This is a genomic window from Flagellimonas algicola (genome assembly GCF_005937185.1).
Lineage (GTDB): Bacteria > Bacteroidota > Bacteroidia > Flavobacteriales > Flavobacteriaceae > Flagellimonas > Flagellimonas algicola.
Genome location: NZ_VCNI01000005.1, coordinates 63,017 through 85,101 on the forward strand (window position 1 = coordinate 63,017; position 22,085 = coordinate 85,101).

Annotated in this window: 23 protein-coding genes and 1 tRNA gene; 8 read left to right on the forward strand and 16 right to left on the reverse strand. The window is 42.1% G+C overall.

The annotated features are described in order from the left end of the window. Positions 1 to 153: 153 nt before the first annotated feature. Positions 154 to 1,311, forward strand: coding sequence for a galactonate dehydratase (gene dgoD / locus FGG15_RS18850; RefSeq protein ID WP_138839266.1), 1,158 nt, complete (start codon positions 154 to 156; stop codon positions 1,309 to 1,311). Between the two features lie 61 nt (positions 1,312 to 1,372). Continuing rightward, a complete protein-coding gene (locus tag FGG15_RS18855; protein WP_138839268.1) occupies positions 1,373 to 2,695 on the forward strand; it encodes a GntP family permease in 1,323 nt (440 codons plus the stop codon). A gap of 98 nt (positions 2,696 to 2,793) precedes the next feature. On the opposite strand, the gene FGG15_RS18860 is transcribed toward FGG15_RS18855, so the two are convergent. The 4 genes from FGG15_RS18860 to FGG15_RS18875 are packed head-to-tail and all read right to left on the reverse strand — an operon-like array spanning position 2,794 to position 5,155. Next, on the reverse strand, positions 2,794 to 3,306 hold the full coding sequence (locus FGG15_RS18860; protein WP_138839270.1) for an SRPBCC family protein: 513 nt from the start codon (positions 3,304 to 3,306) through the stop codon (positions 2,794 to 2,796). Beyond that, on the reverse strand, positions 3,303 to 4,460 hold the full coding sequence (locus FGG15_RS18865; RefSeq protein WP_202619599.1) for a serine hydrolase: 1,158 nt from the start codon (positions 4,458 to 4,460) through the stop codon (positions 3,303 to 3,305). The genes FGG15_RS18860 and FGG15_RS18865 overlap by 4 nt, the downstream gene beginning before the upstream one ends. Beyond that, complete coding sequence (locus FGG15_RS18870) at positions 4,450 to 4,707, reverse strand: hypothetical protein (RefSeq protein ID WP_138839271.1); 258 nt, start codon at positions 4,705 to 4,707, stop codon at positions 4,450 to 4,452. The genes FGG15_RS18865 and FGG15_RS18870 overlap by 11 nt, the downstream gene beginning before the upstream one ends. Then, entirely contained in the window at positions 4,700 to 5,155 is a 456-nt protein-coding gene (locus tag FGG15_RS18875; RefSeq protein ID WP_138839273.1) for an SRPBCC family protein, read from the reverse strand. The genes FGG15_RS18870 and FGG15_RS18875 overlap by 8 nt, the downstream gene beginning before the upstream one ends. A 206-nt stretch (positions 5,156 to 5,361) precedes the next feature. On the opposite strand from FGG15_RS18875, the gene FGG15_RS18880 reads away from it, so the two are divergent. From FGG15_RS18880 to FGG15_RS18905, 6 genes are all read left to right on the forward strand, one after another. Then, on the forward strand, positions 5,362 to 6,153 hold the full coding sequence (locus tag FGG15_RS18880; protein ID WP_237561880.1) for a peptidyl-prolyl cis-trans isomerase: 792 nt from the start codon (positions 5,362 to 5,364) through the stop codon (positions 6,151 to 6,153). After that, positions 6,137 to 7,543: a peptidylprolyl isomerase gene (locus FGG15_RS18885; RefSeq protein ID WP_417936063.1), complete on the forward strand. Its 1,407-nt coding sequence runs from the start codon at positions 6,137 to 6,139 to the stop codon at positions 7,541 to 7,543. The genes FGG15_RS18880 and FGG15_RS18885 overlap by 17 nt, the downstream gene beginning before the upstream one ends. A 4-nt stretch (positions 7,544 to 7,547) precedes the next feature. After that, complete coding sequence (locus tag FGG15_RS18890; protein ID WP_138839277.1) at positions 7,548 to 8,501, forward strand: AAA family ATPase; 954 nt, start codon at positions 7,548 to 7,550, stop codon at positions 8,499 to 8,501. A 100-nt stretch (positions 8,502 to 8,601) separates the two neighbouring features. After that, positions 8,602 to 10,872, forward strand: a complete 2,271-nt coding sequence (locus FGG15_RS18895) for an aconitate hydratase (RefSeq protein ID WP_138839279.1) — start codon at positions 8,602 to 8,604, stop codon at positions 10,870 to 10,872. A 76-nt stretch (positions 10,873 to 10,948) separates the two neighbouring features. Next, positions 10,949 to 11,512 (forward strand): TlpA family protein disulfide reductase, encoded by a 564-nt coding sequence (locus tag FGG15_RS18900; RefSeq protein WP_138839281.1) that lies wholly within the window; start codon positions 10,949 to 10,951, stop codon positions 11,510 to 11,512. Between the two features lie 10 nt (positions 11,513 to 11,522). Then, complete coding sequence (locus FGG15_RS18905; protein ID WP_138839283.1) at positions 11,523 to 12,083, forward strand: TlpA family protein disulfide reductase; 561 nt, start codon at positions 11,523 to 11,525, stop codon at positions 12,081 to 12,083. 2 nt (positions 12,084 to 12,085) lie between these two features. Here the strand turns inward: FGG15_RS18905 and FGG15_RS18910 are convergent, their stop codons facing one another. The 12 genes from FGG15_RS18910 to FGG15_RS18965 all read right to left on the reverse strand — a co-directional run bounded on the left by FGG15_RS18910 (position 12,086) and on the right by FGG15_RS18965 (position 22,084). Next, the gene (locus FGG15_RS18910) at positions 12,086 to 12,535 is read right to left on the reverse strand and encodes a sterol desaturase family protein (RefSeq protein WP_138839285.1); all 450 of its coding nucleotides are present in this window, start codon (positions 12,533 to 12,535) and stop codon (positions 12,086 to 12,088) included. Then, positions 12,536 to 13,375, reverse strand: a complete 840-nt coding sequence (locus FGG15_RS18915) for a phytoene/squalene synthase family protein (RefSeq protein WP_138839287.1) — start codon at positions 13,373 to 13,375, stop codon at positions 12,536 to 12,538. Then, positions 13,375 to 14,829, reverse strand: coding sequence for a phytoene desaturase family protein (locus FGG15_RS18920; RefSeq protein ID WP_138839289.1), 1,455 nt, complete (start codon positions 14,827 to 14,829; stop codon positions 13,375 to 13,377). The genes FGG15_RS18915 and FGG15_RS18920 overlap by 1 nt, the downstream gene beginning before the upstream one ends. An 11-nt stretch (positions 14,830 to 14,840) precedes the next feature. Then, complete coding sequence (locus FGG15_RS18925; RefSeq protein ID WP_138839291.1) at positions 14,841 to 15,740, reverse strand: MerR family transcriptional regulator; 900 nt, start codon at positions 15,738 to 15,740, stop codon at positions 14,841 to 14,843. A 155-nt stretch (positions 15,741 to 15,895) separates the two neighbouring features. Next, a tRNA-Leu gene (locus FGG15_RS18930) sits at positions 15,896 to 15,979 on the reverse strand. A gap of 80 nt (positions 15,980 to 16,059) precedes the next feature. Then, positions 16,060 to 16,773, reverse strand: coding sequence for a gluconate 2-dehydrogenase subunit 3 family protein (locus FGG15_RS18935; protein WP_138839294.1), 714 nt, complete (start codon positions 16,771 to 16,773; stop codon positions 16,060 to 16,062). 2 nt (positions 16,774 to 16,775) lie between these two features. Then, the gene (locus tag FGG15_RS18940) at positions 16,776 to 18,494 is read right to left on the reverse strand and encodes a GMC family oxidoreductase (protein WP_138839296.1); all 1,719 of its coding nucleotides are present in this window, start codon (positions 18,492 to 18,494) and stop codon (positions 16,776 to 16,778) included. Positions 18,495 to 18,607: 113 nt separating this feature from the next. Further along, entirely contained in the window at positions 18,608 to 19,390 is a 783-nt protein-coding gene (locus FGG15_RS18945) for an ABC transporter permease (RefSeq protein ID WP_138839298.1), read from the reverse strand. Beyond that, positions 19,383 to 20,093 carry an ABC transporter ATP-binding protein gene (locus tag FGG15_RS18950; protein WP_138839300.1) on the reverse strand — a complete coding sequence of 237 codons (711 nt, stop codon included), beginning with the start codon at positions 20,091 to 20,093 and terminating at the stop codon, positions 19,383 to 19,385. Before FGG15_RS18950 ends, FGG15_RS18945 begins: the two co-directional genes overlap by 8 nt. Continuing rightward, positions 20,090 to 21,292 carry a nitrous oxide reductase family maturation protein NosD gene (locus FGG15_RS18955; RefSeq protein ID WP_138839302.1) on the reverse strand — a complete coding sequence of 401 codons (1,203 nt, stop codon included), beginning with the start codon at positions 21,290 to 21,292 and terminating at the stop codon, positions 20,090 to 20,092. The genes FGG15_RS18950 and FGG15_RS18955 overlap by 4 nt, the downstream gene beginning before the upstream one ends. 43 nt (positions 21,293 to 21,335) lie before the next feature. Continuing rightward, positions 21,336 to 21,629, reverse strand: a complete 294-nt coding sequence (locus FGG15_RS18960) for a cupin domain-containing protein (RefSeq protein WP_138839304.1) — start codon at positions 21,627 to 21,629, stop codon at positions 21,336 to 21,338. A gap of 8 nt (positions 21,630 to 21,637) precedes the next feature. Next, on the reverse strand, positions 21,638 to 22,084 hold the full coding sequence (locus FGG15_RS18965) for a nitrous oxide reductase accessory protein NosL (RefSeq protein ID WP_138839306.1): 447 nt from the start codon (positions 22,082 to 22,084) through the stop codon (positions 21,638 to 21,640). Position 22,085 lies beyond the last annotated feature (1 nt).

The following is a 22,085-nucleotide window of genomic DNA, read 5'->3' on the forward strand; positions in this document are numbered from 1 at the left end:
TTTTCTGTGGGTTATGCTGGGGGCAGAATCCAATGTTGCAGTGTCCCTCGCTTTTTTGGGAAATCAGGTTGATTTTGTGAGCAAGACCCAGTAATCCTTTAGATTAGGAAGAGTGACCAAGGCACAACAATTGGAGGAAGATATAAAAGAAATATGGACGCAGTACAGATTGAGAAAGTAGAGCTCTTTAAGGTGCCACCGCGTTGGTTGTTTTTGAAAATAACAACAAAAGAGGGCATCTTCGGCTGGGGAGAACCTGTTGTGGAAGGCAGGGCGGATACCGTAGCGGCCTGTGTAAATGAGCTTTCACAATACCTAATAGGCCGTTCCGCCCACGCAATTGAGGATATTTGGCAGAGCTTGTATCGAGGCGGATTTTACAGGGGCGGGCCCATTCTGATGAGTGCCTTGGCTGGAATTGATCAGGCGTTATGGGATATCAAGGGAAAATCGTTGGGTGTTCCGGTTCACGAATTGTTGGGTGGTGCTGTCCGGCAAAAAATGAAAATGTATTGTTGGATTGGTGGCGACAGCCCTGAAGTGGTCATTGAGCAGGCTCAATCCAAATTGAAAGAAGGATATAAGGCGGTAAAATTGAATGCCACGGGCGCTTTCGAGTGGATCGATTCCAACAAAAAGATAAAAGATGTGGCCAAAAACATCCAATTGTTACGGGAGGAGTTTGGTGATGAGCTCGATATTGGCCTTGATTTTCATGGAAGGGTACACAAAGGCATGGTAAAGCCACTGATAGATGAGTTGGCGCCCTTTAGGCCCATGTTTATAGAAGAACCGGTGTTGACCGAAAACAACGATGCGCTAGACCACATATACGCTTATAGCCCTATTCCTATTGCTACTGGGGAACGGATGTATTCCAGATGGGATTTTAAAGAAGTACTTCATCGTGGAGTGGTTGATATTATCCAACCCGACCTCAGTCACGCAGGAGGGATTTCGGAGGTTAGGAGGATTGCCGCCATGGCGGAAGCCTATGATGTGGCACTGGCGCCCCATTGCCCCCTGGGCCCTATCTCTTTGGCTTCGGCATTGCAGATAGATTTTGCATGCATAAACGCTGTTATTCAAGAGAGCAGCTTGGGTATTCACTATAATCAAGGATACGATCTTTTGGACTATATGGAAAACCCAGAAGTTTTCGCCCTGGAAGATGGGTATATCCCATTGCTCAAAGAACCTGGCTTGGGAGTGTGTATTGATGAGGAAAAATTAAAGGAGGCTCAGAAAGTTGGTCATCAATGGAGCAACCCCATTTGGAGAAACCAGGATGGAAGTTTTACCGAATGGTAAAGTCTCCTAAAGGTACCGGAATATGGAAAATTTAAAATTAATTACCTCTAAAACCTAGACTATGCTGTATATCGTTGCATTGTTGCTTGCTTTGGCCTTTATCATATTAGGCATTGTAAGGTTTGGTATCCATCCTTTTTTTGTGCTTTTACTGGCGGCCATTGGATATGGTTTTTTGACCGGAATGGACGTTTCCATGATCATCGCTTCCATTAACGATGGATTTGGCGGTATCATGGGCAAAATTGGATTAATCATATTTTTTGGGGTGGTTATTGGAACCGTTTTGGAAAAATCGGGTGGAGCGCTTGTCATTGCCAATTCCATTTTAAAATGGATCGGGGAAAGATCTATTCATCTGGCCATGATGCTAACGGGCTACGTGTTGTCGATTCCTGTTTTTGCCGATAGTGCTTTTCTGATGATGAACTCCTTGAACAAGGCGTTATCCCATAAAGCAAAAGTCTCCTATGCAGGTACTACAGCGGCTTTGGCTTTGGGTTTAACAGCAACCCATGTAATGGTTCCCCCAACTCCGGGCCCCATTGCGGCAGCCGGCATTTTGGATGCCCCATTGGGCAGTGTGGTGTCCTGGGGAATTTTGGTTAGTTTGTTGTCATTGAGTACGTGTTATCTTTTTGCAAAAAAGGTGGCATCAAAAATTTCCATCCCATATCGTTTGGAAAGTATTGAAAACCCATCACATCTGCCTAAACTGTGGAAATCGATGCTCTCGATTGTAGTGCCGATTTTGCTTATTGTTTTAAAATCAATTTTTGATTATCCCGAATGGGGATTAAATGAAAGCGCTTTCTATCCCATTGTTTCTTTTTTGGGTACTCCCATGATTGCGCTGCTAATAGGTATTATCCTCACGCTGCTGTTACCTGAAAAACTGGATAAAAAAATCTATGCTGCTTCTGGTTGGTTAGGGGATTCGGTTAAAATTGCCGCCCCTATTCTACTGATTACCGGTGCAGGGGGAATATTTGGAAAAATGCTTCAGAATTCGGGGATGGCTGAGGTGATAACAGAGAGCCTGTCCGATGTTCAGATTGGGCTGTTTTTCCCATTTCTTTTAGCCGCTTGTTTAAAGACCACCCAAGGTTCATCAACGGTAGCCCTTATAACCACAGCATCAATTGTAGCACCTATTTTACCTGCTCTGGGACTGGATGCGCCCTTTATGAAAACCATGACCGTTCTGGCCATAGGGGCTGGATCTGCCGTGGTTTCCCATGCCAATGACAGTTTCTTTTGGGTATTTACGGAACTTACCGGGATGAACGTCCGACAAGGTAACCAGATTCAAACGGCAGGGACTTTGGTTTTGGGCGTTACCGCGATGATGATTATTTTTCTGATTTCCCAGATAATGTACTAGTACCAAGAGGCCTAAACGGGTCACAAATTCCCTTTCACATGATTGTAATAAGGTTCGGGATTAAGGTGTATTAAGAAGGTGATACCTCGATTTACAAGCTACATATTTACAAACTCGTAGCCAGATAGGGGGATGTTCCGCAAATCAAATTCTGTTTCATTCAAAAGAATTCCGTGTTCTAAATAAGCTTTTAGATTGGCCAGCCAAAAAGTCCAGCCATTGCTGCACCCATGATGTATGTTGAGCTTGCTGGTCTCATCAGTTGGGATTTGGTGTTGTTTCAGACTGACCAGTACAGCGGTTTCATGTTGCTCCAATGTGACAGAAACTTTACTGTCTGCAAAGGAGATTTCCATGGAATCACTCCCGTTCGCCTTCAGTACTGTTCCTTTTTCCTCTCCGTCCCAGTTATGCCACATCCAAGTGTAGCTGTCCCCAGCCTGAATATGTTCTTCTGGGTTGCGTTGTTCTCCGTTGGCGGATGTGTAAACGGCAGAACGCAAAAACCAAGAGCAGATTCCCGCTTCAGTGCCCCAGCACCAATACAGTTTTTCAATTGTGGACTTTATATAAATCTTTTTGGTGAAGCTGTCAAACGTAAGTTGGCTCATCGTTTCCGTGTTAATTCTTGTTGATATAGTTCCCTTCCCAATTGAGCTAAAAATGGGATTCCAATCTCGTCATATTCGTAGGCATTATCATTAAAGATACCATCTTTATTAACCAAAATGGTTGCAGTTACCAGAAAATCAATGTCGTTCTGCGCATCTTGAATGTAGGCGCAGTCAGTCAAGGTGCCATAAGCATAACCCACTTTGTTGTAGATTTTAATGTGGTCTGGAATAGGGTCTGTGGAATCTCCAAACATGAAGAACTTTACGTAACTATCATAGAATTTCTCCGAATCGTAGCCCACCACTCCAGGAAGCATATACATGGCATTAAGTAGAAGTTGCCGTTGATCGGGATTTAAGTTGAATTGCTCTTCTGGAACAAAACTTTCAGGAAATAGGATTCGTTTTAATAAAGCGTGTTGCGCTTTTATTGGATAATAGTTTTTCAAAGAAAAATCAAAGGCACCATTTTGGAGTCCTTCGTCATCGTAGTACCCGCTTCCTTTATGCACGCGATTGATGTTAAGCTCCTCGGGATACTTATTTATGATGGGTGGACTAAGCGACGTAGTAGAATCGTTGAGGTATATGACCAAAGGTTTTGTGGTAACCTCATCGGCATTTGAGGTGGAAAGACGATGTGCGATCCGGATGGGTTCCACCCCTCTTTTCTGCATTCGTTGATTGAGATGGTCCTGTCCCAAAAACTCAATCAACCGGTTGTTGGCCGCATTGTCCGAAACCGCAAAAATCTCAGAAACTGCCTTGGCAAAAGTGGTCTCCACGGAATCTCCTTCCACATAAAAACGGGTGTTTACAGAAAGGGAATCAATTTCGTTGATTTTTTCCAGAGCGGCCACCGCAGCTGGAAACTTGACCGTACTGGCAGGATAAAAATAATTGTCCACATCCACTTGAAAGTCGTAATCGGTAAAAATGATGCTGTCCTGCTCGCGGTCTATTTGGGTATATCTTATTTGCACTTCAAACTGCTCCAAACTGTCCATCACCCTGCTAATTTTGAGGTTGTCCGAAGCAAGAGCAGCATCTAGTGGATTGACCTTGGAACTACTCTCACAGGATACGAAAACCATGGTCAGCAATAGAACTGAGGCTGTTACTCTATTGAAGAATGAAATTCTAAAATCCATCCAAATACACTTCTCCCCTGTGGGGTTTGAGAATATCCTTTACTTCCGGCAGCTCGAATTCGGCCACCACCATAAAGGTTATGCTATGGGTGGGACTAATGTGTTTATGTCCGGTAATGTCAAACTTAAGCTCTTCGATTACAATAAATTCTTCCAAATGTTTGCGGTAGTGTTCTGCTGTTCGGGCTGCACCTGGTCCCCGAAAGTCCCAAATGAGCTTAATCTTTCTGTCCAATACTTTATCCATTGTCGAGAACTGATTTTCCTGTTTCTGCGAACGCTTTAAAGTCTTCTAGATACTTTAAAGACTGTTTTTTGAATACGCCTGGCATTAGGAATGCCATCAATTTCATGCCAAAACCCGAAAACTGAAACTCGCTTTCCGAAACCCAAAGGGTTTTTCCGTCAACATCCTTAAAATAGTTCCTTTGGGTGTTGTGCACCCCTTTGGTATCATAAGTCATGTGGAATTCATCCGGAAGTTTGCGCTTCAAAATAGTTTCAACCATTTCAAACTCCCGTTTTCCCATTTTGTATCGCAAGGACATCTGGGAACCCTCTGTGCCAGGTTTATCAGATAAATGTTCATAGCCCAAAAGCCCCTGTTGCCAATGTCTCATATTTTCGGGATTGTCCAATTTTTCAATAAACGCATCCCGGGGAAGATCAATCGTAATTTCACAAGTGTATTTCATCGGTATAGGTTCTGCTACTAATGTAATAAATTAAATAGTGGGGATAGGCTAATAAAAATCTGTTAACAGGGATGTAACGCACTTGTAAGGGTTTAAGTAATTGTTATTTTTGCGCAATGCAAGGTATTCAAAAGCATACTTTATTTTCAATTGTATTATCCAGCCTATTGGTTCTCACTTCCTGCGATTCCCTGTTCAGGAAAAAAGTGGAAAAGGAACCATTGGCCAGAGTAGGGGAGGAATTTTTGTACAGGGAAGATGTGGCTCCCTTGATTCGGGAAGACATGTCTCCCCAAGATAGCGCTCTGTTCGTGACCAACTATATTAATACTTGGGCTTCCAAACAGTTGTTGCTCTCCAAATCCAAGATTAACCTGCCTGAGGAAAAATTGGCAGAGTTTGATCGCCTGGTTTACGATTATAGATCCGATTTATATACTAGGGCGTATGTTGAGGCTTTGGTGTTCAAGGAGCAAGATACAGCTGTTTCCACTTCCCAGCTTAGACAATACTACGAAAGGGAAAAAGAGAATTTTAAACTCGGTGAAAAGCTGGTTCAACTCCGATTTGTTGGGCTACCAGCCCAATTTTTGGATAAGGACGATGTGGTTTCGAGAATGAAATCATGGAGTGAAGAGGACCGCATTTATCTGGATTCCATTGCGGTGCAGTTCAAGAAAATCCATTTTAATGATTCAATCTGGGTGCGTACCTCAAGGGTAATGGAAGAAATCCCGCCCCTGACTCCTTTGAACGAAGAAGACTACTTAAAAAAATCACAATTTTTTGAATTACAGGATTCCTTGGAGGTATATTTGGGACAGGTTACTGATGTCCTGGAAATTAACGATATAGCTCCATTTGAGTATATTTTACCCGATATTAGACAGCTAATTTTGAATCGTAGGAGAATGCAATACGTTAGAAAGCTGGAAACTGAGATAATTGACGAAGCTATTAAGAAGAACGAATTTGAGGTATATGAAAAAGATGAATAAAAAAGTATTTGGCCTAATGTTTTTTGCAATTGCCGGATTCCTTAACGCACAAGATACGGATGAGGCCTTGCAGGCTGCAACGGATTCAACGGAATCCGTTAACCGAGTAAAGTTGGATGGAATTGCTGCAGTAATCGGGGATTATGTGATTTTGGATTCTGATGTGGATAAAACTTTGATCGATTTAAAAAGTCAGGGAGCATCCACGGAAGATATTACCAAATGTAGCCTTTTGGGCAAGTTGATGGAAGATCGTTTGTACGCCCACCAAGCGGTTCAGGATAGTTTACTGGTTTCTGATGATCAGGTAAATGCGCAGAGCGATAGACAGATTCAGCAATTGGTAGCTCAAGTTGGGTCTATGGATAAAGTCCTCAAGTTCTACAAGAAACCAGATATTGAAAGTTTTAGGGAAGAACTCTTCGAAATCAATAAGCTACGTATGCTTTCCGAAAAAATGCAAAGTAGTATTGTGGAAGAGCTGGAGGTGACCCCTGAGGAAGTACGTCAGTTCTTTAGCAAGATTCCTGAAGATGAATTGCCTGTTTTTGGTGCTGAACTTGAAATTGCCCAGATTGTAAAGCAGCCCGTGGCACCGGAAGAAGAAAAGCAAAAGGTTATAGACCGTTTGAAACAGATCAAGCAGGATGTAGAGGATAACGATGCCAGTTTCAATGTAAAAGCCATTCTTTATTCGCAAGATCCAGGTTCCAAATCCAAGGGAGGTTTTTATAGTATGACCCGGGAAACTCCGTTCGTAAAGGAATTCAAGGATGTGGCCTTTAGTCTTCAGGAAGGAGAGATATCAGAACCTTTTGAATCGCCATTTGGATACCATATCATCTTTATTGAAAAAATTAGGGGACAAGAATTGGATCTTAGGCATATATTGATGATTCCGGAAATCCCGCAAAGCGCCATTGATAATGCGGTAAAGGAACTGGATAGTATTCGGCAGCACATCATGGATGGGAAATACACCTTTGCAGAGGCTGCTCTGAACTTTTCCGATGAAAAAGAGACCAAAAATGATGGCGGAGTGCTTCGAAACCCCATCAACTATGGTTCGCGTTTTGAATTGACCAACATGGATCCAGCGTTGTACAACCAAGTACGAAATCTAAAGGACGAGGAAATTTCCAGACCGCTAAAGGAAGATGATCCCAGGGGAGGCCCTCCCAAGTTCAAGATCATGAAGATTTCCAATCGCTATGACGAGCATAAAGCCGATTTCGCAAAGGATTATCTAAAAATTCAGGAGCTGGCCCTGCGTGAAAAGCAATTCAAAGCCATAAAAGAATGGATGGATGAGCACATTGAAGATACCTACATCCATGTTAACAATGAAAACAGGGAGTGCGATTTTGCAAACAACTGGGTAAAGGAATAAGTGCATGTCAGACGTTGCAGCGGTTGAAAGTCTTGTAAAAAAACATCAGGAATTAAAAGATGAGATTGCCAAGGTCATTGTGGGCCAGGAAAAGGTGATCGAGCAAATTCTACTTTCTATATATACCGGGGGACATTCGCTGTTGATCGGGGTTCCTGGTTTGGCCAAAACCTTGATGGTAAATACCATTGCGCAAACCTTGGGACTGGATTTTAAGCGAATCCAATTTACCCCGGATTTAATGCCCAGCGATATTTTGGGGAGTGAGGTATTGGACCAAAACAGAAATTTTAAGTTCATTAAAGGACCTGTATTTGCCAATATCATATTAGCGGATGAAATCAACCGTACCCCCCCAAAAACCCAAGCAGCGTTATTGGAGGCCATGCAAGAAAAGGCTGTGACCATTGCTGGGGAGCAACATAAACTTGCGATGCCCTATTTTGTATTGGCAACCCAAAACCCAATAGAACAGGAGGGAACCTATCCGTTGCCGGAAGCGCAGTTGGATAGATTCATGTTTGCCATTGAGCTCAAATATCCATCTATTGAAGAAGAAATCCAGGTAGTGAAAACCACAACCACGGATGAGCATCCAGAGCTAAATTCTCTCTTCAACGCTGAAGAAATAGTGGCAGTGCAACATTTGGTACGAAGAATTCCTGTGCCGGATAACGTCATTGACTACACAGTAAACTTGGTAAACAAGACCCGTCCTGGAATGCCAAACACCTCAGATTTTATCAATACTTATGTGGACTGGGGGGCAGGACCAAGGGCATCCCAAAATTTGGTTTTAGGGGCCAAGGCACATGCTGCGATTCATGGGAAATTCTCACCAGACATAGAAGATGTCCAAGCAGTGGCCATGGGAATCCTACGCCATAGAATCCTCAAAAACTACAAAGCGGAGGCCGAAGGCATTTCTGAGGAGAAAATCATCTTGGAATTGTTATAAATACAATATTCCCTCGACTTATTTGCTAAATTCTAATTCCTAAATCGTAGGTATTTTAGTAAATTAGCCGAATTACAAAAATCTTAAATCCAATTGCAGAATGGCGTTTGACATTGACATGATCAAGGGGGTGTATGCCTCCATGGGGGAGCGTATCGAAAAGGCCCGCGAATTAGTGGGAAAACCGTTGACCCTAGCTGAAAAAATATTGTATTCCCATTTGTGGGATGGAACACCCACAAAACAGTTTACAAGGGGCAAGGACTATGTGGATTTTGCTCCTGACCGAGTAGCTTGTCAGGATGCAACCGCCCAAATGGCTTTGTTGCAGTTCATGCATGCAGGTAAACCGAAGGTTGCGGTTCCAACAACCGTGCATTGTGATCACCTGATTCAAGCCAAAGTCGATGCCAAAACGGATTTGAAACGTGCCAACGAAACCAGTAACGAGGTTTTTAACTTTTTGGAGTCCGTATCCAACAAATATGGAATCGGATTCTGGAAACCGGGTGCAGGAATTATACACCAAGTGGTTTTGGAAAACTACGCATTTCCGGGAGGAATGATGATTGGTACCGATTCCCACACCGTTAATGCAGGTGGTTTGGGAATGGTGGCCATTGGAGTTGGTGGAGCTGATGCTGTGGATGTCATGGCAGGAATGGCTTGGGAATTGAAATTTCCAAAATTGATAGGGGTCAAATTGACTGGAAAACTATCCGGTTGGACAGCTCCCAAAGACGTAATTCTAAAAGTCGCAGGTATTCTTACTGCAAAAGGAGGAACAGGAGCCATCGTTGAATATTTTGGTGAAGGAGCCACCGCCATGTCCTGCACTGGAAAGGGAACCATCTGTAATATGGGAGCCGAAATTGGGGCTACCACTTCTACTTTTGGATATGATGAATCCATGGACCGCTATTTGCGTGCAACCGATAGGTCGGATGTAGCGGATGCAGCATTGGAAGTGAAAGAACATCTTACAGCGGACCCAGAAGTATATGCTAACCCAGAACAATATTTTGATCAGCTGATAGAAATTGATCTAAGTACATTGGAGCCTCATTTGAACGGTCCGTTTACTCCGGATTTGGCTACGCCAATTTCGCAAATGAGTGAGGCTGCCAAGGCCAATGACTGGCCTTTGAATGTGGAAGTAGGTCTTATTGGATCCTGTACCAACTCTTCCTATGAAGATATTTCAAGAGCGGCTTCACTGGCCAAGCAGGTGGCAGATAAAAACTTAAAGACCAAATCCAAGTTCACCATTACTCCGGGATCGGAACAAGTGCGCTACACTATTGACCGTGATGGATTTATTGATACCTTCAACAGTATTGGAGCAACCGTATTTGCCAATGCCTGTGGCCCATGTATTGGAATGTGGGACAGGTATGGGGACAAAGCGGCAGAGGGACCTAGAAACACCATTGTGCACTCCTTCAACAGAAATTTTGCCAAACGTGCCGATGGAAACCCAAATACCCTTGCATTTGTAGGGTCGCCAGAATTGGTTACTGCAATTGCCATTTCTGGTCGACTGGATTTTAATCCGGTAACAGATAAATTGATCAATGAGGATGGGGAAGAAGTGATGTTGGATGAGCCAAGAGGATACGAATTGCCACCTGAAGGCTTTGCCGTGGAAGATGCCGGATTCATTGCTCCCATGGAAGACGGAAGTGGAGTTCAGGTAGTGGTGTCGCCAACTTCTGAAAGATTACAGTTATTGGAGCCTTTTGTGCCAATTTCCACAGATAGCCTGCAAGGGGTGAAATTGCTGATAAAGCCCTTTGGTAAATGTACCACAGACCATATTTCCATGGCTGGACCCTGGCTGAGATACAGAGGACATTTGGACAATATTGCAAACAATACCTTGATTGGCGCAGTAAATGCCTTTAACAAGCAAACCAATTTTGTAAAGAACCAGCTTACAGGGGAATATGGAGCGGTTCCAGATACGCAAAGAGCTTACAAAAAAGAGGGGATTAGAACTATAGTCGTGGGAGACCATAATTATGGGGAAGGATCGTCCAGGGAACATGCTGCAATGCAACCCAGACATTTAGGAGTTGCTGCTGTTTTGGTGAAGTCTTTTGCGAGGATTCATGAAACCAATTTGAAGAAGCAAGGAATGTTGGCATTGACCTTTGCCAATGAAAGCGATTACGATTTGATTCAAGAGGACGATACCTTCAATTTTGTGGATATTGCCGAATTCGCTCCTGGTAAACCCTTGACCTTGGAAGTGGTTCATGCTGATGGTAGCAAAGACAATATCATCGTTAACCACACATATAATGCTTCCCAGATTGATTGGTTCATAGAAGGTTCTGCCTTGAACATGATCAAAAAGGAAAATGCCTAAAATAGTTTAACCATAAATATGAAAAACTCCTGATTTTATGTCAGGAGTTTTTTAGTTTTGAGACAAACCCATCGAAATGAAGAAAGGAAGTAAAAAGACAATCATCAACGTTATTTTGATTCTTTTTGTGCTTTCCTTTTTTTTTGGCCCCACAGGTCATTACGGCAAAGTGCTTCTGAATAGGATTTTTGCCTCGTCACCCCCCATTATTGAAGCTTCCCAAAGAGAAAAACTCGGGGATTACGACTGGAAACTGAAGGATTCTGAATGGAATTTCTTCAATTTTGAGCGATCCAAGGGAAAAGTGGTCTTCATCAATTTATGGGCCTCATGGCGATTGCCCAGTGAAGCAGAGCTTGCCAGTATCCAAGAAATGTACGATGCTTACAAGGGAAAGATGGATTTCTATATCATTACCAATGAGAATAGACCTCCGGTTGAGGAATTTATGGAAAAACATGAATACACCTTTCCAGTGACCTATTTGATCATTGGCGAAAAAATGCCCATAAATCCCGATGTGGTTCCCGCTTCATATGTGATAGATAAGTCCGGCAATGTTGTCATTTATAAAGAGAAGATTGCGGATTGGAGCAATGATAAAGTGTATACGCTCCTGGACACTTTGATAGCGGAATAGTGGAATTACCATGAAGTTGAGCAAAGAACAAATAAGCGATGGAATCTGGATTTTGGCCATTGTCTTGATACTATTTACCCCGGTTGGTTTTCATCTTGGCGTTATAACTGGCAAACTATTTTCAGGCAGTGCTGGTGTTATTGCAGAGGATAAACGGGAAACTTTAGAAAATTACCAATGGAAATTAGTGCATTTGGATGGTAGTCAGTTCAACTTTGAAGATACCCAGGGTAAAGTGGTATTGGTCAATTTTTGGGCTACTTGGTGCCCTCCTTGTGTTGCAGAACTCCCTAGCATGGACAGACTTCACAATGCATATAAGGACAAAGTGATATTCGCATTTGTTGCCAATGACGATAAAGAAAAGGTGCAATCTTTTTTGGTCAAGCGGGAGTTTGACCTTCCCGTATATTTTGAAGCTTCCCGTACGCCTGACTTATTGGTGTCGCGAAGCATTCCTGCAACATATATACTGGATAAATCGGGAGCTATTGTGGTTAGGGAAATAGGCGCTGCTCAATGGGATTCCGAAGAGACTAGGGAGTTGTTGGATCAGCTGTTGGCCGAGTGAGTTTATTTCTTGAAGTATTTGAAAGGTACTACCAACATCCCGAAACATTCCCCGTCTTGCTTTCCCAGGTGTTTGTGGTGAATCTTATGGGCTCTACGAACTCCGCGGGCATACCAATTGTTGGCACTTCTGAACCATTTAAAACGTTGATGGATGAAAATGTCATGTACCATGAAGTAAGCAATACCATAGGCCAAAATACCAAAACCCAATGGCCAACCGTACCAAAATTCGGTTTCGGCTCCCAAGTAGAAGCAAACCATACTTACTAGGGCATAGAAAATAAAAAAGGCATCGTTACGCTCAAACCAAGAGTCATGGTCCTTTTTGTGATGATCTTTGTGCAAACTCCATAGGAAGCCGTGCATCACATATTTGTGAGTGAACCAGGCCATAAATTCCATAATAGAAAAAGTTCCCAAAAATATCAATATCCAGAGGGCAATCTTCATTTAGAGCAGTTGGAGTTTATAATTTACGTACGACTGGGCCAAAAGCCCCAATTTTTGATAATCTGGAACTCGAATCCGTGTGTTCTTGATTTCCAAGGGAGGTGTACTCTGTAGCTTCTGAAGCAGTTTTTTATAGTACCTATAGGCGGTATAAACCCCAAATTTGGCCTCTTTTGGAAGCTTAATGATTCCCGAGTAGGCCATGGCAAAATCGGCTCTGATCTCATCCACAATCCGTTTTTTGGAGGCCTCATCCAACTCCATCAAGTTGGTGTTGGGAAAATAAGTGCGTTCCAAATCTTCAAAATCCGCTTTTAGATCACGGAGAAAGTTTACTTTTTGAAAGGCCGAACCCAAAGCCATGGCATATTCCTTGAGTTCCTCGTATTTTGCCTGATCTCCGTTCACAAAAACGCAAAGACACATAAGTCCAACTACATCTGCAGAGCCATAGATATACCCTTTGTATTCCTCAAAACTCTGATAGTCTTTTTTGGTGAGGTCCAAACGCATGCTGTTCATAAAGGCCTCCACCAAATGATGGGGGATATCATATTTGTGATAGGTATGTTGAAAAGAATTCAATATGGGGTTTAGGCTAATTTTTCGCTCCAAAGCCAATTCCATGTCACTTTCAAACTGATCGAACAAAACCTCTTTGTCATAATCGTGAAAAGTGTCTACAATTTCATCTGCAAAACGCACAAACCCATAAATATTGTAGATATCCTTTCGAATGGAAGGCGCCAACATTTTTGTGGCCAAAGCAAAGGAAGTGCTATAAGTCTTGGTAACAATCTTACTGCAATCCCTGGAGACATCATCAAAAATAGATTTCATCACTTTAAGTTTTTGGTTAACAGATTTGCCACTAATTTTCCAGAAATCAAGGACGGTGGTACTCCTGGGCCAGGAACCGTAAGCTGACCTGTGAAAAACAAGTTTTTTACCTTGCTGCTTTTAAGATTTGGTCTTAAAAAAGCCGTTTGTTTCAGGGTATTGGCCATTCCATAGGCATTGCCCTTATAGGAATTGTATTGCTCAATAAAATCTTTAACACAGAAGCTCTCTTTAAAGATAATGGAATTTCTTACTTCTTGATCTGTCAAAGATTCAAATCTATCTATAACAATATCAAAATATTGAGCCCTCAGTTCCGCAGTGTCCTCTAAATTGGGTGCAATGGGAACAAGGAAAAATCCTGTCTCATTGCCTTTGGGAGCCATGGTTCCATCTGTTATGGAAGGAAAGTTGGCATAGAACAAAGGGTCACTGGGCCATTGGGGTTCATCATAGATTTCCTGGGTGTGCCGTTCAAAATCCGTGTCAAAAAAGAGATTATGATGATGGACGTTTTTCAATTTTTTGTTGAATCCCACGTAAAACAAAAGGGCAGAGGGAGCGTAAGTACGAGTATCCCAATAGGTTTCGGAATATTGCCGATATTTTTTATCCAACAAGGTTTCGGAGTGATGGTAGTCAGCACCGCTTATCACATAATCGGAAGTCAGGTTAACACCATTGCTTCGGACACCGCAGATCTTTCCATCAAGCACCAAAATTTTATCCACTGGGTGGTTGGTTCGAATTTTGACCCCGAGCTCTTGGGCCAACTGCACCATGGCCTTAATGATTTCGTACATGCCACCCTTGGGATGCCATGTTCCCAGACCAAAATCTGCAAAATTCATAAAACTGTAGAAAGAGGGAGTCTTGCTAGGCTTGGCTCCCAAAAACAGCACGGGAAACTCCAATGTCGAAATCAATTTGGGGTTTTCAAACCGCTTCCGTACCTCTTGGCTTATGCTCTTAAAAAATTGGTCTAAGCGAAGTACCGTATCCTTGGTTACCAACTCAAAAGGGGAAATGCCAGGTTTTAAGACCACTTTGTTAATGGCAATATTGTAATTCTCCTGGGCTTTTTTGATAAAACTTCGTAGATGATTCCCACTGCCGCTTTCAATACGGTCAAATTCAAGACAAATCTGGTCCATACAATCACCAATGGTAACACTATCGTCCTTAAAGAAGATTTTATAGGCCGGACTTAGCTTTTCCAAATGGTAATAATCCGACGGTTTTTTGCCAAAATCTGCAAAGAAGTTTTCAAAAATATCTGGCATCCAGTACCAACTGGGACCAATATCGAAAGTAAAGCCCTCTTTGATCAATTGTCTGGCCCTGCCTCCAACCGTGTCGTTTTTCTCCAGGATTTCCACTTCCAAACCGGCTTTTGCCAAATAACAGGCCGCGGATAAGGAAGAGAAACCAGAACCAATGACAATGACCTTCATAGGATTGGTTTTTAGATGGATTCCATTAACTGGTCAATGGAATTGAAGGTCCTTATATGTTGGGGAAGTTCTTCATCGGTAATATACCTTATTTGATGTCCCAGTACCCAAAGTTTTGAATTTTCAGAAATACCCAAGGTTTCTGAAAACTCCTTAAAATAGGCCGATAGATCATCCTTGGTAGGTGAGACCGTGAAATAACTTACAAAATGGACATTATCATAGTACTTCAGCAAATCCACCAAATTTTCAATGGGCATGGTCTGGCCCAGATAAATAGACTTATAACCCCTTAAATTGATTTCATAATTGAGATAGAGCAATCCAATTTCATGGATTTCGTTCTCGGGAAGAAACAGGGCAAAAACCTTATCCTTTTTAGTGGGTTCCAGCATTTGCAGTTTTTCCGTATTGATATGGATTTTTTGTTTGATCAGATGGGAAATAAAATGCTCATGGGCCGGGCTAATGGTATCCGTTTGCCATAGGAGTCCCAATTCGTTCAATAAAGGAATCAACACTTCACTGAAAATATCCTTAAAGGAACGATCGGCTAAAAGACTATTATAGGTGTTGAGAAAAAGTACTTGGTCAAAATTGACCATAGCCAGCTTAAATGCATTGACCGCATGGTCCTTTTCGCTGGTATTGGAAACAATTTCCCTCACCATAACCGGAATCTTGGTTTCTTCCAGTTTGGCAATTTTTGAAATTTTATATCCATTATTGTACAACAGGGTAACATTCAATAGCTTTTGCAAGCTGGCCAAACTATACGTCCTAATGTTGGTACTTGTCCGTTCAGGAGTAAACAAATTGTATCTCTTTTCCCAGATTCGGATGGTGTGAGCCTTAATTCCAGACAAGTTCTCCATGTCTCGAATGCTGAAAGATTTTTTTACATTGTTCATCTTTTTCAAGTAAAGGTTAAACAAATTTACAATTTAAATGATGCCATCCTAATAAATGAGCGGAAAATTTAGGAGTAATTTAGGGATTGAAGTTGGGTTGGGAGCTTTGTGTAATAAGTGTTGAAAACAAAAAAACCGCATAAAATGCGGTTTTGTGCCCACGACTGGAGTCGAACCAGCACGTCCTTTCGAACACTACCCCCTCAAGGTAGCGTGTCTACCAATTCCACCACGTGGGCGTTCAGGAATTGCACTGAAAAATGTGAGCGCAAATATCGGTAAAAATTAGCTTGCCATGCAAGCTTGGGCTCTTTTTTGATTAGGTCAATAAATTTCCATTTTCGTCCCATTCCGCCAAGGTCCCACGCTTGCTTTGATCCACACATTTAGCCAGCCAGTCCTCATCATAGGAAACCCCGTGTTGTTGAAGCACATGCTCGGGAACTCCATCCCAAACATTGGGCGAATTTCCTTTATAACCCAGTTCATCTATACCAATCTTGGTAGTATAATATCCGGTGAGGGTCAGGTTTCGCATCAAGGAGAAGAATTGAATCTCCAACGGCCTTTCAGCCTCTGGAATAGTGATGTCTGGAAACGCAATGGTATCCAAAACACTCTTTTGTTGATCCTCCGAGGCCGCAATGAATTCCACATCGAATTCTGTATTGCATTTATGATCTAGCCACATCAAGCCCCCACGAAGGGTAGGTTGGTATTCCGGAATATCCTTGACCATAAACTCAATAAAATCCGGAACTTCAGCATCCAATGCTCCTTTGAGACCATCTTCTGCGGGCAGGATCAGATTGCAAAGGGCAGCAATAGTGGTCATTTCATGCTCTTTGAAAAATGTTTCGGATAAAAGTTCCTCAATGGCTTCCTGTTCCTTAGGTGTTCTCCCATAGGCATACTTATTAACCGCCAGAGTTTCTTCGGTGGTTGCCTCCGGTTTAGGATTGCATCCATGGACGGCCAATCCACTGGCCACACCTCCAAGGAGTATCGACTTTAGACTTTTTCTTCTATCCATGGTTAAATATTTTGCTGTTTAAGTTGCTCTACAATATAATCTGATGTTCTCCAAGAGAGGGCCAAAATGGTCCAAGTCGGGTTTTTATCTGCCTGCGATACAAATGGGCCTGCGTCAACAATAAAAACATTATCTACATCGTGAAGTTGTTGGTAACTGTTGACAACCGAAGTTTTCTTATTATCTCCCATTCGGGTGGTACCCACTTCATGAATGATTTCACCCGGCACCAAAATACCATAATTGGTATCCTTGCCCGGTTTTCCTCCCAGCGGTTCGCCTCCCATGTTATGCATGATTTCCTCAAAGGTATCGTGCATGTGTTTCACTTGTTTGATCTCATGGTCTGTCCATTTGTAATTGAACTTAAGGATAGGAACACCGAACTCGTCCACTTTGGTTGGGTCGATCTCGCAGTAATTATCTTTTTGGGCTACAGACTCACCTCTTCCCGCCATTCCGATTACGGATCCGTAATATTTTTTGATATCCTTCCGCAGTCCGTTCCCATATCCACCTACAGGTAGTCCAAAGAAGGAATTGAAGTCGTTCACATTGAATCCAAATCCGTAACTGGGCATGCCAAGACCACCCCACATTTCAATATGGTATCCTCTTGGGAAATCCAAATTTTCATTTTCCAACCACCAAGGGGTATATACATGCATTCCGCCAACACCATCTTCATTATAGGTCTCGCGGTTCATCAAGTCAGGAACAAATGCCATTCTGTTCGTTCCTGTTGAATCGTGCAAATATTTGCCCACGATATCACTGCTATTTCCCAAACCGTTGGGGTGTTGGGTACTTTTGGAATTGAGGAGAATTCTAGCGGAACTACAGGCCGAGGCAGCCAAAACCACTATTTTCCCTTTGAGTTTATATTCCTTACGGTCTTCTTTGTTGATATAGGAAACACCGGTAGCTTTACCTTCTTCGTTTGTAGTGACCTCCCTAACCATGCAATTCACAAATAAGTCTATTTGACCACCATTTTTTTGAGCCGGAAATATGAGGCATGTTCCGGAAGAGAAATCTGCGTATACCTGACAGGCTCGTGAGCACTGACCACAGTAAAAGCAAACGCCCCTATCATTATTTATTTTTTTGGTCAACATGGACATCCTGGACGGATAAACCGGAATGTTGGACTTTCTTGCTCCTTTGATGTAGAAAAGTTCGTGTAGCCTTGGTTTTGGAGGTGGAAGAAAAAAACCATCCGGGTCATTGGGCAAACCCTCATTGGTACCAAAAACCCCAATTAGCTTATCTACTTTATCATAGTATGGTTTAACATCATCGTAGCCAATGGGCCAATTGTCTCCAAGCCCATCAATGTTCTTTCTTTTAAAATCCTTAGGGCCAAAACGCAGGGAAATTCTTCCCCAATGGTTGGTTCTCCCTCCAAGCATTCGCGAACGGAACCATTTAAAGTCAGTACCTTCTTCTTTTGCATAAGGCTCTCCTTCAATTTCCCATCCGCCATAGGCAGAATCAAAATCCCCAAAGGGTCTTACGGTACTGGCCCCTCGTCTGGGTGATTCGTGTGGCCATTTCAATTGGGTCATTTGTTCTGGATCGGCTGGATCAAAATAGGGGCCTGCTTCAACTACGGCTACTTTTAATCCTGCTTCGGAAAGTATTTTTGTAGCCATTCCGCCGCCGGCACCCGAGCCTACAATAATCACGTCATAGACCGTGGAATTTTCAATTATTTGCATAGGTTGGAAGTATTTGTCCAACAAAGTATAAAAATATGATGAAGCAACTGCGTTTTTTTCGCTTTTTGACAGCTAAACTAAAATTAGTGACAAAAAACGACGGAAGTAGGGTGCTAAAAATCTTTTCTTTTTGCCTTGTGAACCATTCTCCAAACCGGAAGTATGGTCCAGATCATCAAGACACCCATGGAGACAAAAAATCCAAAATTAGTTCCGAAGAATTTCTTGAAAACTGCCCCGGTATAACCCAAAAGAGCTGAAATGTCCAGTTTTAGAAGAATCAACGTCCGGGAAAGATCAATAGGATTGAGCATGGTAGAAACCAAGGAGAAATTATCCAACGGATATTCTTCAAAAATGATGAGTGAAATCAGAAAAATTCCGTCATAGATAACAGCCAAAAACAGCCACAATAGCACAGCATAACCGAACCCTTTGATTTTATTTTCATTGGACAATGCTATATTGAAGGCCAAAGCCGTAAAGATAAAGGTGAGGAATGCCCCAGCCACCAAAAGGAGTGAGAAATCCCAAATAGCATTGCTCTTTAATAAGCCGTAGAGGGTAAAGGGAATTCCCAATCCCAGCACCAAACTCATTGCTAAAGAGCCCGAAACGCCCAGATATTGCCCTAAAAATATAGAGGTTCTTTTGATGGGTTGCGCCAACAACAGTTCTGTGAATTCCTTGGAGTTGTAGTAATACATGACACCAAATATGGTAGCAATCAAGGGCACTAGGACAATGATGATGTTCATCAAGGTTATGACGGCTTTGGACACATCATTGTTCAAAAAAAGCAACACAAAACCCAGTAGCAGATAAAAAATAAAGTACACATAACTCCAGCGGCTGCGCATAAGGTCGTAAAAACTATATTTTAGAATTTTAAGCATGTTGGGGCTGGGTTGCTATGGCCGCAATGGCGTGTTCAATGTCAGTTTGTTCTGTTTTGCTCTTGAGTTGTTCAAGACTGCCTTTAAAATATATTTTCCCTTCCAGTAGATAAATGATTTCGTCTGCCACTTCTTCCACAAATTGGAGGATATGGGAGGTTATCAGAATGGTTTTACCCTTGTTTTTTTCTTCCTGAATCAATTTTTTGAGATTGATCAGGGCCAAGGGATCTAATCCAGTGGTGGGTTCATCCAAGATGAGTAGCGGGGAATCAAACATAAAGGATAAAACAATATTCACTTTTTGTTTGGTTCCACCAGAAAGGGTTGTCAATTTTTTGTCCAGGAAGTCCTCTAGCTTGAACAGTTCAATGAGTTCATCTGCCCTGTTGGGCTTTTGCCTAAGGTCTACGATCATCTTGATCAGTTCCCTTACTTTGAGGTTGCCGGGAAAATTTGCAATCTGCGGAAGGTAGTTGATTTCTTTGCGATAGTTCCAATTGGTTTTGATGGCGGCACCCAATACTGAAATGCTCCCTTTATCCATGATTACCATGCCCAGAATACTCTTGATCAAGGTGGTTTTTCCCGAACCGTTGGGTCCTAGAATGGCAAAAATACCGCCTCCATCTATTTCTAGATCAAGATTATCCAGTACTTGGGTCTTACCAAATTTTTTATGAAGGTTAGCTACTTGGATCATTGCAGTTTTTTCATCAATGGACTATTGTCCCTTAAATTATCTGGAGTGAAAACAGGGGATACTTTTTCGGAAAAGTCGATGATATCCATAAAAAGACTTCGAAGCAATACAATGGTTTCAGGGGTTCTATTGACAATGTACGAAAAGAGTTTTACAGGTCTATAGGGCACATCGCCAACCCCGTTCTTATCCAAATCATAACCGGTATAATTACTCCAATAATTACCGCTGAAAGAATTGTCGTTCAGTTTGCTGTTATAGGAAACATCAAAGGAGTTGTACAAGAAATTATTTGATGAAAAAACATTGCTGTAGCAGGCCCCGCGTACTTTCAATGCCCATCCATTGTTCACAAAATCATTTTCCTTATAGTTAATACGATTAGAACCTTCTATGCTGATACCTACGGTGTTTTCTTCAAAAGTATTCCCGATAATCTCAGAATCGTTGATTTCCTTTAAAAGCATTCCGAATGATGCCGCACCCCAGTTTTTCTTGAAGGTGTTATTGTACATTTTTATCTTCTTGGAAAACATTACGGCAACTCCGGCACCGTTATTTTCAAAAGTATTGTCTTGGTATAAATCGTCATTAGAGAACATAAAATGAAGTCCGTAACGTACATTGTTGGTGCTGATATTGTTCTTGATGACGATCTGGTCCGAAAACTCCAAATAGATTCCGTCCCTTACATGTTGCACAATGTTGTTCTCTACTGATACATTTTGGCAATACCATAGCTGTATGCCGTTCCCTGAATTAAATTCCTCTACCGCATCTCCAATAATTTTGTTGTGAAACACCCTTCCATCTGTGGATTTTTCCAGATAAATACCAAAAAAGAGCTTTTCCAAGACTACATTTTGAATGAGGAAGTTTTTGCTTTTAACCACTCGTATGGCTGCATAATCTGATGTATAGCTGGTTCCAACATTGATGATGAATAATCCATCAATGGTAACGTTGTCAGAGGTAACGGTGAATATTTCACCTTGATCCTCGCCATCAACAACAGGGTAATCTTTGCCTATAATGGTCAATGGCTTGTCCACGATGATATCGAATTCTAAATAAGTGCCCTTTTTGATCAGAAGCGTGTCATAAGCTTGGGCTTGGTCAATTCCTTCTTTGATGGATTTAATAGGGCATGTGGAACAGATTTCCAAGGTTGACCCATGGGAAGCCGCTCCAAATGCCATAAAAAGTATTAAAAGAAGTTTATTCCAAACGTTCACAACCTGTTTATCTGATGATTAGGAATTTGGAATTTTTATGGGCTTTTACCCAGTGAATTTCATCCTTTGGAAAATTGAAATATTGCTGTTCCATAAGCCTGTAATTGTGCTTGTTGATTCGAAAGTCAATATCCCCTTCCAAAACCAATAAATGTACATCTTTGGGAGAACTGTGTTCTGGGAATATAGCATCTTTTTCCAGGGAAATCAACAATACTTCCAAGGATTCCGTTTTGGTTAATTGATGCACTTTTAGGCCATCGAATCTTTCCGTTCTGATATGGTTGTCTATTTTGTACATGGCTTCAGTTAGTTGTGGAGATGGACTAGCAATTCGTTCCAGGTATATAGTTCTCCCATTGATTTTTCGAGGATGGCAATGGCTTCATCCTTTGTTTCAAAGGCCGTTAGATATGCACCCATTGGGCTGGGAATGGATTTGCTGATTAAAAATGTGGATTGGGTGGCATCAATCAGTTCCTTGGGTTCGGTATAGTGGTTGCATAAATAAAGGGCGACCGTATTGGAGTCCACTTCCTTTAGATAATTGACCATGCATTCAACAGCATCAAATTTGAATGCCTTCCCTTTTTTGGTGACCAATTGTGCTGCATGCTGGGCATCAACAATGGTCATTCTGCAAAAGTGACACCCATCTGTACCATAGGTAATTTCCTGTGGCTTTGCATTACAACTCAGCAATGCCACCGTAGCCAATAGAAACAAAAACACTCTAGATACGCGATGGATTCTCATA